Genomic DNA, 14514 nt, shown 5'->3' with positions numbered 1-14514 from the left:
GTCACTCCTATTGTTTGCGCTTTGATTTTACAAATTGCTTAAATCTCTCAATCTCCTCAAGCTCTTCTTCCGTCCAATCTTCACCTTCATGATGAGCTGCTATCGTATAGGGCTCATGCATGTGCTCTGCGATTGTGGTAGGCATGTGATGACTATTTGTATGCTCAGAAGATAGATCTCCCTCAAAATACCCTGCTTTTTCCATTAACTGTTCGTATGTGCAAGTTTGCAAATATTTCGCTAGCATTTTTAACGTGCCAGGCATCGGTTTTTGGATACCGGCTTCGATTCTTGAAAGTGTTGTCTGTGAAATACCAGAGGAATCTGACAACTGTTTTTGTGTCTTAAATCCAGAATCTTTCCGTAGATGCTTTAAAATATCGCCAAAATGATCGTGTTTCATCGACACTTCATTCACCTCATTTCGCTGTTCGAACACATAATTCAATTATATACGAGTAATTGCGTGTACGCAATTATTTTTGAGAGATAGTATTGCGCTCGCGCATAATTGGTTGTATATTCTAAATATGCGCCAACGAATAATTTTATTATGCGTATGCGAATTTTATGTAAGAGCGAATAGGGGGCAGCTACTATGGGGACAGGTGAGGATCTAAAGCTTCATGCACGCAGAACATCGAGAAAAGTAGAGGAAAGATTAGAGTCGGCCAGATTATATAAAAAGTTTGGATGTATTCGCCGTGAAGCTAGAGTGACAGCGGTATACAGTGATACGCCGCGCAGCAATACGAATGTGAAAAGTGACCAAACGGCGATGCTCGCTACGTATAACGTGGACAGAGAAGAGCGGTTGCAGCACGAATACGATCAAGTGATCAAGGCAGTTAGTCAGTTAACAGATATGCATCGTAGAATCATCGAAATGAGATATCTTGGCGATGATGGTGTGACCGATATCCATGTATATGTAGACATGCATATGTCGGAGCGTTCCTATTATTATGCGAAGTCGAAGGCAATGAAGCAGCTCGCTTATGCGTTGAGACTGGAAGTTTTTACAGAAGAAGCAGCTTGTTGATGGAGTCTTTTTGATGGTATCGATTGCAGAAACTTTGCAGATAGCTTGCAGAATTGTTGCAGGTGAATTGGCAGCACACGCTATAGGATAGTAGTGTGGACGGTTTATCGAGAGGTTAATGATCCTAGTGCAGGAGGGGGGCATGAGTATGGCATTGACGGCCAAACAACAACGATTTGCAGATGAGTACCTGATTGACCTCAATGCCACGCAGGCTGCAATCAGGGCGGGTTATAGTGCGAATACGGCTGAGCAACAAGCGTGCAGATTGATGAAGCATGCAAAAGTGCGTGCGTACATAGACGACAAAATGGCCGAGCATTCAAGACGAATTGGTGTGAATCAGGAGCGAATTATTCGCGAGCTGGCTCGTATTGCATTTGTAAATGCACCGAACGTTATTAATCTAGAGGATGCGACACTGCAACCTGATGTATCAGCAGATGACACGGCAGCCATTGCGAGTGTGAAGGTGAAGACGATTCCGACACCAGAAGGCAATGCGGTAGAGCGGGTGATTCGATTTGCTGACAAAATTAAGGCGTTGGAGCTGCTGGGGAAACGATTCGGCATGTGGGTGGACAAGCACCAAGTGGATGTCCAAGGTGCAGTGCATATTGTAGACGATATCCCGTTTTCAGATGAGTCTCCTTACACTTTGCATGATGCAACTCATGAGGCTGATGAAACAGATGAAACTTGCCATCACGCTATGCATGACCTTGAAATGCCGAGGAATCCATGATGGCTCATGTCACGATGTCCAGCCTGATTGCTCCTCATTTTTACAGTGTACACCACGATATCAAACAAGAAATTCATACGCATTATTGGTTAAAAGGTGGGCGTGGATCAACGAAGTCCTCCTTCGTGAGCATTGAGACGATTAAAGGGATGATGGAAGACCCGCTAGCTAATGCGATGGCTATTCGTAAAGTGAAGCAAACGCTGCGCGAATCGGTGTTTGAACAGTTTGTGTGGGCGATAGAGCGACTTCAAGTGTCCCATTTATGGGATATACCCAAATCCAAGCTTGAGCTGACGTATTTACCAACAGGGCAGAAAATATGGTTTCGCGGAGCGGATTACGTTACGAAGTTGAAGTCTACGAAGCTCGCAAAAGGATATTTTAAATATGTTTGGTATGAAGAGGTTGATGAATTTGCAGGGATGGAAGAAATTCGCTCGATTAACCAGTCGCTGCTGCGCGGGGGGGCGAAGTTTGTAGTTTTTTACAGCTTTAATCCACCACAAACTACGAGACATTGGCTTAATGCAGAGTTAACTGAAACACGTCAAGATCGACTTATTCATCACAGCACCTATATGTCTGTACCCGATCATTGGCTGGGGAAGCAATTTGTAGTTGAAGCGGAACACTTAAAGACAACGAAACCGGACCGATACGAACATGAATATATGGGAGCGGTCACTGGAAGTGGTGGAGAAGTGTTTAGAAACATTACGTTTCGAACGATTACAGCTGATGAAATTGGTAGGTTTGATCGCGTGAAGCGTGGACTTGACTTTGGATATGCAAATGATCCTTCGCATTATACGGTTTGTCACTATGATAAGACGCGTAGACGGCTTTATATTTTCTATGAAGTTCATCAAACCCAAATGTCTAACAAACAGCTGGTGGACCATATCCGAGAAGAGAACAAGCTCAATCAATCGGTGACGGCGGACTCAGCTGAGCCGCGTACGATCAATGAATTGAAAGGGTATGGACTTCGGATTACGAGGGCGGTAAAAGGTCCAGACAGCGTGGCATATGGGATTAAATTTTTACAAGATTTAGAGGAAATCGTAATCGATCCTATTCGATGTCCGAATACGAAGCGGGAATTTTATCAATATGAGCTAAAGCCTGATGGCAGTGGTGGATATAAGGCAGGTTATCCTGATAAGGACAACCATAGCATTGATGCGGTGAGATACGCGCTAGAGGATGAGATGAATCGATCGAGTATTACCATTTTAAGGTGAGGTGAACCTAGTGTTGTTAGATAATCAGTTATATGAAATGGAGCAGATTATTGCGGGCAATGCCCCGATGACGCTTGAGCAAATTGTAGAAGAAGAGATTAAAAGCTTCCGAGCTTCCGAACAATACAAAATGATGGCCGAGGCGGAGCAATATTATCGGAATCGGTCAGATGTCCAGCGAAAATATAACGACGTTCGCAATCGATCGAATGTGCGCATGGAGCACCCTATTCTAAGGAAGCTCGTTGATCAGAAGGCGAATTATTTATTATCCAAACCGTTTACGGTAGACAGTAAAAATAGACAATATAGCGGGGCGTTAAATGAGTTATTCGACAATGAGCTGCGCCGCAAAATGAAGTCATTAGGTAAAGGAGCTGTGAAGAGCGGAATCGCTTTTATAGCTCCTTATTTTGATGGAGGAAAGCTCAAGTTTATGAGGTTGCCATCTACGGAAGTGATCCCGCTTTGGTCAGATGCAGAACGAACGAAAATGGGGGCTTATATTCGCTTCTATGAGCAGATGGTATATGATGGATCGAGGAAAAAGACGGTACTGCGAGCGGAGTATTGGGATGTTAACGGTGTAAAGCGGTTTAAAAATAACGGCAACGGTGGTACGAATCTTGTAGCTGATTATGACTCAGGAGTGTGTGAAGAGGCTCATTTTCATATCGATGGGCAGCCTTACAATTTCGATGCGGTGCCAATTGCTTGGGTGAAATATAACGAAGAGGAACTGCCGCTGCAATATTTTATTAAAGACTTGATTAATGATTACAACTGGCAGTCGTCTGTAACGGCGGATGTGCTGCGAGATGTCGCGAAATTTATTTATGTTATTAAAAATTATGGCGGTACAGACCTGAGTGAGTTCGTAAAAGATCTGAATCAGCATCTTGCGATTAAAGTGGATGGAGATGGAGGTGTAGATAAGCTGCAAGCGGATATTAATGTCGATGCGGTGATGGCGTTCTTGGACAAAAATCGTCGTGACATGTTTGATTTCGCAAGCGCAGTGGATACGAAAGACCCTAATCTCGGTAGTGCGAGTGGTACGGCGATTAATTTTAGATATATGGATTTGGATATCGATTGTGCAGCGTTAGCAGCTGAACTACAAGACACCTTCGTGCAGATGAAGGTGTTTTTTGATGTTTATTTTCAAGTCGCTGGCAAGGGGGACTTTACGAAAGAGAAGTTTAACGTCCTATTTAATGCGGATTTGCCCGTCAATGAGACGGATATCATTACGAACATTCGCAATTCGGAAGGCATCATCTCGAAGCGGACACGGCTTGCCAACCATCCTTGGGTACGCGATGTGGGTGAAGAAATGGAACAGCTCAAACAGGAGCAGCAGGAAGCGGTTGAGCAGTTTGGTTCAGGCTTGTTTGATGATGCAATGGGAGCCACGCAGAGCGGTGGTGCCATAGAAGATGAACGATGAGAAACACTTGGCGCAGGATGATGAGCATGTAGATGTAGATGCAGGTATAGGTGGGAGTAGTGATCAAGTAGAGCAGAAAGGCAAACAGGTAGGCAGGAGTGAGGCGGAACGGCTGGAGCGGGCGATACAGCTTGAAGCAGAGAGTGCTGCAACAGGAGCGAAATTAAAGGCCGAGTTGAAGCAGCTGTATGATCGTACCGCACGTCATCTTCGTCGCATGGTGAACGATTTTTATGGTCGCTATGCGGTTCGCGGGAGCAGTAAAGGCGCTGAGAGAATTAACGGATTTAATGAAATGGCAGGGGCAAGGCAGGTTCTGCCGTATGATCAAGCTGTAAAGCAACTGAAGACTGCTGAGATAAAAGAATGGAAGGACAGTATTGCTTTGCAGGCGGACCGCATTGACAAAGAATCAGATCCTAGTGTGCGTGAGCGCCTTCAGGCAAAGCTGAAAGGGATCACATGCGGTACGAGTCCTCCGAACTCGCGGTTTGACGTATTGTCTGGGCACATGCGTATGGCACTTGACAAGCTGGATGTAGCGGGCGCTCAGCAGATGGGAAGGGCATTTGAATCATTGCTGTTGGACGTGTACGCTAAGAAAATATTCGATACGAAGCAGCGTAATGAAGAGCAGTTCGGTGATAAAGAGATGCGTGATGACCGTCTCGATGCGGAGGAGATAGCGAAAGTGCTATCGAATCCGTGGAACGGGACTACCTTCCCAGAGCGCTTGACATTTAACATGAACAAGCTGCATTATCATTTGCGAGAGACGATGGTGCAAGGGCTTATCCAGGGGAAGAGTAGCTCGGCTGTTGTGAAAGATTTGGCCGCTCGCATGGGCGCTTCATTTAAGCAGGTGGAACGTATCATTGATACGGAGTCTGCTTATTTTCATAGTGAAGCGACTCTCCTTGCGTATCGAGCGAGTGGTGTGAAGCATTATAAGTATGTGTCGAAGATGGACAAGCGTACAAGTGCTGAATGTCGTGAGCTGGATGGACAACTATTTGAAGTGTCTGATGCGAAAATAGGGGTTAACTTCCCTCCGCTTCACGAAGGATGCCGGTCGATTACGGTTGAAATTGAGAATGACATGTATGAATCGCGTATGAGTGGGCTTTCTCTGTCGAGGGAAGTGACGTATGAGCCGAAGGACCGGATTGAGGGGACGGGAAATGTTTCCGAAGGAGACCCATATGTAGGCGGGAGTGGTGGTATAGATGCTACTCCATCTACAATAAAATATTTAGAAGACATGATTAAAACTGAGGAGTTCGAGCATGGTGTTGTATTTGATAGAAATGGTAATGTGTTAAGTAATTTAATTACAGATAACCACCCTACGAAAATTAATTTTTCGTCTTATAAGGATCAAATTAAAGATGCTATTGTAACACATAACCATCCAACAAATGGGATGTTTAGTTGGCAAGACTTTGAAACTGCGATTGCATTTGATGCATCGGAAATCCGTGCGGCACTTCCAAGTGGTGTTACCTTCAGTATGAAGAGAGGACCAAACGGCTGGAATGTCCCGTATTATGATGTAAGGGATATTTTTGAAAACGTTCAAAGCTCATTTAGGAATAATCCTGAAATAATGCGAATTTACAGAGAAGAAGGGTATGCTAGGGTAAATGATATGTTAATGGAAGTTATATCCGTTCAAATTGGAGGGATTTACAATGTCTATAAATAATGATGAAGTTGGCTTAAAAAGAGATTTATACGAGGAATCAAAGCCTGGGATGATTGATACTTCATCGGTAAGCCCTAATTGGTTTACTTTTATCGATCATGAGTGGGACGAATTACAAAAAAATTTCTTTGAAAAGCCTCTTGATGGATTGTTAATTGATCTAGTTTCAATATTTAGAAAAGGAAATCCCAACTATATCAATTTAGGTAGTCTATTTGGAATGGAAAAAAAGAGAGTCGATGAAAAAAATAAGATTATCTACAATGTTAATCAGGTTAATAGAAAGGCAAACGACATTGCTAAAGTAACAATGTTTCTCGATCCTAATAGTCACAAAATTATTGAGATTTATTTGTATATGCGCATATCACCTCTTATAAATGAACTTAAATATAGATTAGAGGGGAGATATTCTGATTTACTTGTTAATATTGGTAGTGAACTAGTTATTAATGATAAGGACTTTAAATTAACACTTAAAAAGTGATCTAGTAATGATTATGTAATCCATTATTTTTTATATTCTTTTAAATATCAAATATACCAATGTGAGCTAGCCTCCAGTGCTGTGGTTTCTGTTTAGCCGTCGCCTTTTGCTTAAAATACAATTATACAAGTAGAAAATATTATAAAATATACCATTAAATTTCTGATTAACCCATCATATAATCAATTACAGAATGGCATTTGAAAACCTTGAGATAGAGGATACTATAAACGATGAAACCAAAGATACAACTTGCAGATTTGATAGGTATGATACTTTAAAGCCGAGGAAAAATATGATCAAGAAAAACTAGTTCCAGTAGGGTTAATTGATAGTAATTTTTAGTCCTATTTGTTTCGGAAAGTGGAAAGGTTTACTGTATTACAGGCAAATTAGGCGACAATGCAACAGAAGCATGGGAAAGATTATTTAATGGGTCCGGTATTAAACCGTGAGGATCTTTCTAATCATAGAGGAATAAGGATTATACTTCTATATAACAAACATCAAATGATTTGGCTCTGAAGAATTATCGTAGTGTGGAACGAATTACATAAATGGCAGTCACTGTGGCTGAACGTTAAGGCACCTTCTTACTATTGAAGGTGTCTTTTTGCTGTCCATTTATAAGCTGGGGAATCAGACAGGTGGTGATAGTATTGGAGGACAATGATGGGCAATGGCTGGAACGTGCGTTAACTCGGGAGAAAGAAAGTTTAGAAGTTGGCTCTGAGGTAATTCGGGAACTGTTCAAGCAATATGACCAAGCGGGACAAGAGATTCGGATTAGTGTAAATGATTTTTTGGTACGTTATGAGCATGAACAAGGGTCAGCGAACGATAAAGCGGCCAAATCACTGAATATGGCAGAGATGAAAGAATGGAAGGATAGTGTAGATGATTGGGCGAAGCGCATCAATGAGGAGAAGGATGCTGCTGCTAAACAATTGCTGCAATCTAGACTGAAGATGGTGAAGTGTATTGCCTCTCCGAGTACTCGGCTTGAACTTTTATCTGGACAAATGGGGATCGTGCTGGATGATTTGAGCGCTAAAAATGTTCGTCAGATGTGGAATGTATTTGAAGCGTTGTATTCGGAAGCGTACTATAAGAAAATATTCGATATTGAGCAGCGATATGGCTCGTTACGAGAGTTTAAGAAGCTCGATTCGGAGATGAACGATGTATTATCTTATCCGTGGAATGGTGTTAACTTTGTGGATCGGATGGCAGAAAATATTAAGATGTTGTATTTTCAAATGCAAAAAAAGGTCACACAAGGATTGCGTCATGGTAAAGGCAGTAAGGAGCTATCAAAAGAACTGTCCGATCAGTTGGGAGCATCGTTTAAAAATATAGAGATTCTTGTACGTGGAGAAAGTGCGTATTTTCATAATGAAGCGATTCGGTCGGCATACGAAGCGGCTGGTGTAAAGCAATATGAATATGTGGCAAAATTAGATAGACGTACAAGTGATACTTGTCTAAGTTTGGATGGGCAGAAGTTTAACGTAGCGGATGCGCAAAGACGTATAAACTATCCACCGATGCACCCGCGTTGCCGTTCGACTACAATAGAAGTTGCTGATGGCATGGATGAGTCGCGTTTGGGCGATGAACCTCTACCCAAGGACATGACATATGAGCAGTGGTATATGGAGCGGGTTGAGGGGATGAGTAATAAACTACCTGAATTCAATCCTTTAAGCAATCCTAAAATAGAAAAGGAAATTGAGTCCAATCCAAGTGCAGTTTATGGATATTCTCCTAAAAAGGGGTCCCCATTAGATAAGTTTGGAGTAGACTGGACTAATCATGAACAAGTTGCTGCTGCAAGAGCTAAAAGACAAGAATATCTTCAAAATATGGAGAAAAAGAAAATAAAGCTTGAGAATGAGGTTGCTGAACTTAAGGGCAAAGGAATGTTAATTGAGGATATTGCAAGAATGATGGTTGAAAAGCGTAACACCGACAGAATGCAATCTTATATTGATAATAATGACTTTGAAGCCCTCGAAGCCATGAAAGAACGGAATATTCAACAATATGGAAGAGCAGAGGGGCCTACCCCAGATAAACTGTTCGAAAAGTATGGTTCATGGGAGGAACTTATTTATAGCAGTATAAGGACAAGCCCGGCGATGGATGTACTAACAGGGTTATACAAACAATAGGATATAGGGGAGTGGAGTTAATGTTAGTAGAGAAACAGCAAGAAAACATGAAATGGTTTGTAAGTGGGGACTTAAAGTTACGACAAAAGGATCTAGAAGATGAGAGAACAATTATATGGGTTTCTCTTGATACATTCAACATCTGTCTTACCATGCTTATGTATGATTTTGTTGATTGGTGTAAGGATATGGATATAGATGTAGAGGTTGATATGAGTTGGAATAGCCATAGAGGATTTATTGTTGGGAGCAAGGAAAAGTCAGTGATCCGATCAGAGATCAAAAGCTTCATTAACTTAAATCAATTAAAATCTAGTGAAAATGATGATAGATTTTCAGACAGGGAGTGGTATTCATAAATAGAACTGAAATAAGAGATCTTGATTATTAATATATTAACTTCCACCCTTGCAGACATTTTGCAGATTACATGCAGAATCGGTGCAGGTCATTGGGTTCATTAGGCATTAATATAGTAATATAGAAAATTAAGAAATACGTTCAATGAGCTGCATATCACAACTTAACACCTGATGATTAAACCATCGTTCTCTTAACAAGAGACGGTGGTTTTTTTATACCCATTTCAGGCAGCCAGTCCTAGACATACTGGTGGCGGCAATGAGCGTGGAAGTCGCTATATAAACAGCCGGGAAGGAGCAAGAAGATGATTGTTGAGTCAATCAAAATGCTATTGGGTGAAGAGCTAGCTTTGCAAGTGGAAACTGCACTGCAAGGCAAAGGGAAGGAGGGGAAAGACGTTGACCTGGTCGTGGGCAACGATGGCAGTTACGTGCCAGCAGAAAAATTTGATGCCGTAACGAAAGGCAAGGCGAGTGCAGAAGCAGCCTTAAAGGCAGCCGCAGATGCACTAAAAGCGATAGGCGGCAGCGGTGATCCTTCCAAGATTGCTACCGATGTTATTGTGGCGCAGGGCAAGTTGGATGAGCTTGCTCGTAATTACCAAGCAGAGCTTGCTTCGATCCAGCGTGCTGCTGCTATTCGCATGGCGCTTGCAGGCAAGGTGCATGACACGGAAGACCTAATCAATCTCATTGACATGGAGAAGATTGAGCTGGATGAAGCGGGCAATGTGAAACAGGATTTGGAAGAACTTATTGCTCCAATCCGAGTGGCGAAGCCTTATTTGTTTATCAATCAGAATCCACTGAATGGTCAACAAGTCTCTGTGCAGATGCAAGATGGTACTGCTCCAGTTATCCACGCGGAACAAGCGGGACAACTACAGTCCAATCCCGCAATGCTCAATCAGGATCAGCTTCTAAACCTCACCTTGCCAGCCATTCATGGGGCAAGACCAGCCGATCCAGGCATAGCGCCTAACTCACAAGCTGCTAATCTAACGGCAGTGCGTGCGGCAATGGGCTTGCCTACGCTGTAGGTAACCAACAGCGTTCTATGGTAATTGCTTCAACGATTCTATTTTTAACAACCACTTTTGAAGGGATGAATGTACATGTCAATTAATACACTCCAATACGCGACGCTGTTTCAAGCTTCGCTGGATGAGCAGATGGTCGCTTTGGCGACGTCTGGATGGATGGAAGAAAATGCAGCACAAGTGAAATACGCAGGCGGCAACGAGGTGAAAATTCCGAAGATCGCGATGGACGGTCTTGGTGATTATGACCGTGATCGTGGTTACGTACAAGGCTCCGTATCCCTAACTTATGGTACATATGCGTTGACGCAGGACCGTGGTCGCACGTTCCAGTTGGATGCGATGGATGTAGATGAGTCCAACTTTGCTGCGACTGCTGCTAATGTGATGGGCGAGTTCCAGCGCACATTAGTGGTGCCTGAGATTGATGCGTATCGCTACAGCAAAATTTACGCGATGGCTAACGCCAAAGGCAAAGTAAATACAACGGCATATACACCAGCGGCGGCAACGATTTATGACAAGCTGCTTGATGATATTACTGCAATTGAAGATATCATTGGTGAAAATGAGCAAATGGTCATCACGATGTCGACACATGCGGCGAAGCAGCTTGATCTTGCTGATAAAGTGGAGAAAAACTTGGAGGTTGCTGAGTTTACGCAGGGCAATATTTCCCGAAAAGTAAAAGTACTCGACAACAACCCAATTATTCGTGTTCCTTCCGCTCGTATGAAGACGGCTTATGTGTTCCACGACGGTTCGACAACAGGGCAAACGAATGGTGGCTTTGTGCCAGCAACAGGCGCTAAACCGATTAACTGGATCATTACAGTGCGCCGCAGCCCGATCGCGGTGTCCAAGACAGAGAAAGTACGTATTTTTGAGCCGAATACGAATCAGAAGGCAGACGCTTGGAAATTGGATTATCGCAAATACCATGACTTGTGGATTCCAGATAACAAGATCGACGGTGTGTGGGTAAATATCGGATCGTAAGGTAGGAGTGTGATCCTTATGACTTCAACAATCTCAATAACGATGCTAACGAAGTTAAAGCAGGTGCTTGGGATTACGGGCGCTGAACAAGATTCCCTCTTGCAATTGGTGCTGGAGACGGTATGCGATGAGGTGCTTAATTATTGCAACCTGGACCAGATGCCCATCATGCTCGAAAATGTTGCAGTTCGCATGGCGGCGGATATGTGGCGCTCCGAAAAGTACGGCAGCGAACAACTTCCGCCAGCAGCGAAGTCTGTAAGCCGCGGGGATGTATCTACTAGCTTCGATACGAAGTCGGTTGGAGATATTCGTGGTGTAAAGGACATCGTTGACAATTACAAAGTGCAATTGCAGGCGTTTCGAAAGCTGAGGTGGTAGCTATGTTGGAACGTATTGCTATGGCTGCAACGGGGCTGCATTTCCGTAAGTTCGGTAATGCAGCAGCTGAACGAACTGCGCTTGAATTGACGTACGAGGATATTTGCAGTGTCAGTCGGATGGCTGCTGTAGAAGATGTAGACGGTATCGTCCGCACAACATGGACGGACGTCTATTCAAACCTCGCATGCGCATTTTCCGCTGGCAGTGACAGAAGCAATCAAACAGCAGCAGAGCACAGAATTGAATACGAAGCGAAGATGTATGTAGCGCCAACTGCTTCTATTCAAGCGGGAGATCGTGTGACGGTCCAACGATTTGGACAAGCTCAGTTGTCCAGCATCCACGAAGTGGTAGGTGTACCTAAGCGATATGCAACGCACAACGAGGTGCGCTTAAAGGTGGAAGAGTTGGCATGATAGGGAAATGGATACAATGGCTTGAAGTAAAGGTGGTGTATGGACGATGGGCTCAAACGTTAAGCAGCTTATTAAATATCGTCAAAAGCTGCTCAACTTGCAGCGCGAAGCGCCAAAGGTTACGCAGAAGCTGCTTATCGAAGAAGGGGAACATGCAGCGCGCCAAGCGAAAGTAATCGCAAGCAGTGGCAACCCTGACGCTGTGGATACGGGACGCTATCGCAATCATTTTCATACGGGTAATCATACTCGTGCTCATGCTAACAATAAAGAATATGATGGCAGCAAGCCGAGGACAAGCGGTATGACCTATCAAATTGACGTATACAACAATGTACCGTATGCACGCGTCATTGAATATGGTCGACGTACGAAGTCAGGTTCCTTTGTGAAAGGACGCTATATCCTTCGTCGTGCAATGAAGCAGGCGGAGGCTTCTAGGCAGTCGAGATTGCAGCGCAAATTCAGCAGCCGATTGAAACAGGTTCTTGAAAGGGGATGATGTGACGAGTGACCGTTAACGATCTGATCAAAGCAATCGCGAAACGCCTAAAGTCCGTTTACCCCAACCGACTCATCTATGTAGATGAAATTCCGAAACAAGCGGATGGCCATCATTTCATTCGCTGCGTGGAGCAGCAGCATGAAACGAAGCTGGGACGAAGGCGTATGCGGACGTACAGCTTTGAGGTGCTGCATTTTAAGTCTGCAAAAGACAATATGGCCTTTCACGACTGGGCAGAGAAGTTATACTTTGAGTTCGAGCAACTAAATGTAAATGGACAAGTTGTTCACGTGAGTAAAGCGCAAGCAGAACCTGGGGATGACATGGTATTTCATTTTACATTCGACGTCATCGTAAGCGGGTTGAAAGATCCCGTAGCGGCAGATGCGATGGGCAAGTTGCAAATGATAGGGGGGATTTCACCTTGACAGAAGCGATAAAGAAGAGCAAGCGAGAAGGTTCTGATACATTATCAGAACCTTCTTTCTATAAGTGGCAGCTTAAGGAACACAACTCTAGTGACTTCAATCCAGATGTACTGGAAGCGCTGCTAGAAGACGAGAAGTTGTACACATTAGCAGAGGTAAACAAGATGATTCAAACATTTATGATGGGAGAGGTGTGTTAGTATGCCAATCGGAGGCGGAACATTTACGTTTCAAAATAAAGTACTGCCAGGCGCTTATATTAACTTTGTGTCTGCAGGCGGCGGTGTAACCGCGGGGGCTCGCGGTGTGGCTTCATTGCCTTTACAACTAAATTGGGGTGCAGAGGACAAGCTTATTAAGATGGATGCGGCTGATTTTAATAAACAGTCGTTAACTGTATTTGGTTTTGATGCTACTGCGCCAGAGATGCTGCTTATTCGTGAATGCTTTAAACGTGCGAAAACATTGCTCGTTTATCGTGTAAACAGTGGCGGCGCTAAGGCAACGAAGACGACAGGTGGTCTTACGGCAACAGCTAAATATAGCGGTACGCGCGGCAATGACATTCGAGTGGCAGTACTGACGAATCCTGCAGGTGGCTTTGATGTTATTACTTACTTAGGTATGCAAGAGGTAGACAAACAAACCGTAACTTCCGTTGCTGCCTTGTCAGCGAATGACTTTGTTACATTCGGTACGACAGGAGCACTTGTAGCGGCTGCTGCGGCTCCATTAGCAGGCGGGACAAATGGGACAGCGAACGGAACAACGTACAGCAGTTATTTGACTGCACTCGAAGTTGAGAGCTTTAACGTACTAGGTTATCCAGGTACAGAGACGAGTGTGAAGTCGTTGTTTGTAGCGTTCACGAAGCGTCTTCGTGAAGATGAAGGCAAAAAAGTGGTATGCGTACTGCACAACCAGCCTGCTGATCACGAGGGTATCATTAACGTCAAGAACGGTGTTGTGCTCGAAGATACGACAGTCATTTCGGGTGAACAAGCGGTTGCGTGGGTAGCGGGTGCTACAGCGGCAGCGGAAATTAATCAAAGCTTAACAAACACCGTATATGACGGTGCTGTAGACGTAGATGTCAAATATACGAAGAGTCAGTATGAAGCAGCGATTAAGGCGGGAGAGTTTGTGTTTTACGGCGAAGGCAGCAGAGCTCGCGTACTTTCCGATATTAATAGCTTGGTAACATTTGGCGGTGGCAAGTCCCCGGATTGGACGAGCAATCGTGTGATGCGTGTGATGGATGGCTGGGCGAACGATGTTGCCCGTATTTTCGGTGCGTCTTATATCGGACTTGTTACGAATAATGATACGGGACGCCAATTGTTTAAGGCTGATCTTGTTTCCTTAGCGCTGCAGTATCAGGCAGTCGGTGCGATTAGCAATTTTGATAGTGAGGACATTACGATTGAGCAAGGCATTGGCAAGCGTGATGTAGCCGTGCATAGCGTGCTGCAGCCTAACGATAGTATGGAGAAGCTCTACATGACGGTTCAAGTTGTGTAGGAGAGGGGG

Annotated in this window: 18 protein-coding genes; 17 read left to right on the top strand and 1 reads right to left on the bottom strand. The window is 44.0% G+C overall.

Going from position 1 to position 14514, the window contains the following annotated elements:
* Positions 1 to 7: 7 nt before the first annotated feature.
* Positions 8 to 403 carry a helix-turn-helix domain-containing protein gene (locus H580_RS26575; protein ID WP_036604286.1) on the bottom strand — a complete coding sequence of 132 codons (396 nt, stop codon included), beginning with the start codon at positions 401 to 403 and terminating at the stop codon, positions 8 to 10.
* 195 nt (positions 404 to 598) lie between these two features.
* On the opposite strand from H580_RS26575, the gene H580_RS0101565 reads away from it, so the two are divergent.
* From H580_RS0101565 to H580_RS0101490, 17 genes are all read left to right on the top strand, one after another.
* A complete protein-coding gene (locus H580_RS0101565) occupies positions 599 to 1042 on the top strand; it encodes an ArpU family phage packaging/lysis transcriptional regulator (protein WP_028593234.1) in 444 nt (147 codons plus the stop codon).
* A 142-nt stretch (positions 1043 to 1184) separates the two neighbouring features.
* Positions 1185 to 1787: a terminase small subunit gene (locus H580_RS22950; protein WP_245583457.1), complete on the top strand. Its 603-nt coding sequence runs from the start codon at positions 1185 to 1187 to the stop codon at positions 1785 to 1787.
* Positions 1784 to 3034: a PBSX family phage terminase large subunit gene (locus H580_RS0101555; protein WP_245583456.1), complete on the top strand. Its 1251-nt coding sequence runs from the start codon at positions 1784 to 1786 to the stop codon at positions 3032 to 3034. The genes H580_RS22950 and H580_RS0101555 overlap by 4 nt, the downstream gene beginning before the upstream one ends.
* A 13-nt stretch (positions 3035 to 3047) precedes the next feature.
* On the top strand, positions 3048 to 4484 hold the full coding sequence (locus H580_RS0101550; RefSeq protein ID WP_157282633.1) for a phage portal protein: 1437 nt from the start codon (positions 3048 to 3050) through the stop codon (positions 4482 to 4484).
* Positions 4474 to 6189, top strand: coding sequence for a minor capsid protein (locus H580_RS0101545; RefSeq protein ID WP_028593231.1), 1716 nt, complete (start codon positions 4474 to 4476; stop codon positions 6187 to 6189). Before H580_RS0101550 ends, H580_RS0101545 begins: the two co-directional genes overlap by 11 nt.
* Complete coding sequence (locus H580_RS25290; protein WP_051217142.1) at positions 6176 to 6676, top strand: hypothetical protein; 501 nt, start codon at positions 6176 to 6178, stop codon at positions 6674 to 6676. The genes H580_RS0101545 and H580_RS25290 overlap by 14 nt, the downstream gene beginning before the upstream one ends.
* A 380-nt stretch (positions 6677 to 7056) precedes the next feature.
* Entirely contained in the window at positions 7057 to 7131 is a 75-nt protein-coding gene (locus tag H580_RS26570; protein ID WP_245583473.1) for a hypothetical protein, read from the top strand.
* A 192-nt stretch (positions 7132 to 7323) separates the two neighbouring features.
* On the top strand, positions 7324 to 8850 hold the full coding sequence (locus H580_RS0101535; protein WP_157282631.1) for a minor capsid protein: 1527 nt from the start codon (positions 7324 to 7326) through the stop codon (positions 8848 to 8850).
* A 20-nt stretch (positions 8851 to 8870) separates the two neighbouring features.
* Positions 8871 to 9209, top strand: a complete 339-nt coding sequence (locus tag H580_RS0101530; protein ID WP_028593229.1) for a hypothetical protein — start codon at positions 8871 to 8873, stop codon at positions 9207 to 9209.
* Positions 9210 to 9517: 308 nt separating this feature from the next.
* Positions 9518 to 10252 (top strand): phage scaffolding protein, encoded by a 735-nt coding sequence (locus H580_RS22940; RefSeq protein ID WP_051217141.1) that lies wholly within the window; start codon positions 9518 to 9520, stop codon positions 10250 to 10252.
* A gap of 75 nt (positions 10253 to 10327) precedes the next feature.
* Positions 10328 to 11251, top strand: a complete 924-nt coding sequence (locus H580_RS0101520) for a hypothetical protein (protein WP_028593228.1) — start codon at positions 10328 to 10330, stop codon at positions 11249 to 11251.
* 18 nt (positions 11252 to 11269) lie between these two features.
* A complete protein-coding gene (locus H580_RS0101515; protein WP_028593227.1) occupies positions 11270 to 11632 on the top strand; it encodes a phage head-tail connector protein in 363 nt (120 codons plus the stop codon).
* Between the two features lie 2 nt (positions 11633 to 11634).
* A complete protein-coding gene (locus tag H580_RS0101510; RefSeq protein ID WP_028593226.1) occupies positions 11635 to 12051 on the top strand; it encodes a hypothetical protein in 417 nt (138 codons plus the stop codon).
* 46 nt (positions 12052 to 12097) lie between these two features.
* Complete coding sequence (locus H580_RS0101505) at positions 12098 to 12553, top strand: HK97 gp10 family phage protein (RefSeq protein WP_028593225.1); 456 nt, start codon at positions 12098 to 12100, stop codon at positions 12551 to 12553.
* An 8-nt stretch (positions 12554 to 12561) separates the two neighbouring features.
* Positions 12562 to 12984, top strand: a complete 423-nt coding sequence (locus H580_RS0101500) for a phage tail terminator family protein (protein ID WP_028593224.1) — start codon at positions 12562 to 12564, stop codon at positions 12982 to 12984.
* Positions 12981 to 13184, top strand: coding sequence for a hypothetical protein (locus H580_RS0101495; RefSeq protein ID WP_028593223.1), 204 nt, complete (start codon positions 12981 to 12983; stop codon positions 13182 to 13184). Before H580_RS0101500 ends, H580_RS0101495 begins: the two co-directional genes overlap by 4 nt.
* Position 13185: 1 nt before the next feature.
* Entirely contained in the window at positions 13186 to 14505 is a 1320-nt protein-coding gene (locus H580_RS0101490) for a phage tail sheath family protein (protein ID WP_036604281.1), read from the top strand.
* Positions 14506 to 14514: the final 9 nt, after the last annotated feature.

The sequence above is a fragment of the Paenibacillus assamensis DSM 18201 genome (assembly GCF_000422445.1).
GTDB lineage: Bacteria > Bacillota > Bacilli > Paenibacillales > Paenibacillaceae > Paenibacillus_B > Paenibacillus_B assamensis.
The sequence above is the reverse complement of the archived record's forward strand: the minus strand, read 5'-3'. Positions and strand labels throughout refer to the sequence as shown.

What these genes read in the sequence shown, in the direction of transcription:
- H580_RS26575 (WP_036604286.1), bottom strand. Translation starts at nt 403, where the DNA reads ATGAAACACGATCATTTTGGCGATATTTTAAAGCATCTACGGAAAGAT.
- H580_RS0101565 (WP_028593234.1), top strand. Translation starts at nt 599, where the DNA reads ATGGGGACAGGTGAGGATCTAAAGCTTCATGCACGCAGAACATCGAGA.
- H580_RS22950 (WP_245583457.1), top strand. Translation starts at nt 1,185, where the DNA reads ATGAGTATGGCATTGACGGCCAAACAACAACGATTTGCAGATGAGTAC.
- H580_RS0101555 (WP_245583456.1), top strand. Translation starts at nt 1,784, where the DNA reads ATGATGGCTCATGTCACGATGTCCAGCCTGATTGCTCCTCATTTTTAC.
- H580_RS0101545 (WP_028593231.1), top strand. Translation starts at nt 4,474, where the DNA reads ATGAACGATGAGAAACACTTGGCGCAGGATGATGAGCATGTAGATGTA.
- H580_RS25290 (WP_051217142.1), top strand. Translation starts at nt 6,176, where the DNA reads ATGTCTATAAATAATGATGAAGTTGGCTTAAAAAGAGATTTATACGAG.
- H580_RS0101530 (WP_028593229.1), top strand. Translation starts at nt 8,871, where the DNA reads ATGTTAGTAGAGAAACAGCAAGAAAACATGAAATGGTTTGTAAGTGGG.
- H580_RS22940 (WP_051217141.1), top strand. Translation starts at nt 9,518, where the DNA reads ATGATTGTTGAGTCAATCAAAATGCTATTGGGTGAAGAGCTAGCTTTG.
- H580_RS0101520 (WP_028593228.1), top strand. Translation starts at nt 10,328, where the DNA reads ATGTCAATTAATACACTCCAATACGCGACGCTGTTTCAAGCTTCGCTG.
- H580_RS0101515 (WP_028593227.1), top strand. Translation starts at nt 11,270, where the DNA reads ATGACTTCAACAATCTCAATAACGATGCTAACGAAGTTAAAGCAGGTG.
- H580_RS0101510 (WP_028593226.1), top strand. Translation starts at nt 11,635, where the DNA reads ATGTTGGAACGTATTGCTATGGCTGCAACGGGGCTGCATTTCCGTAAG.
- H580_RS0101505 (WP_028593225.1), top strand. Translation starts at nt 12,098, where the DNA reads ATGGGCTCAAACGTTAAGCAGCTTATTAAATATCGTCAAAAGCTGCTC.
- H580_RS0101490 (WP_036604281.1), top strand. Translation starts at nt 13,186, where the DNA reads ATGCCAATCGGAGGCGGAACATTTACGTTTCAAAATAAAGTACTGCCA.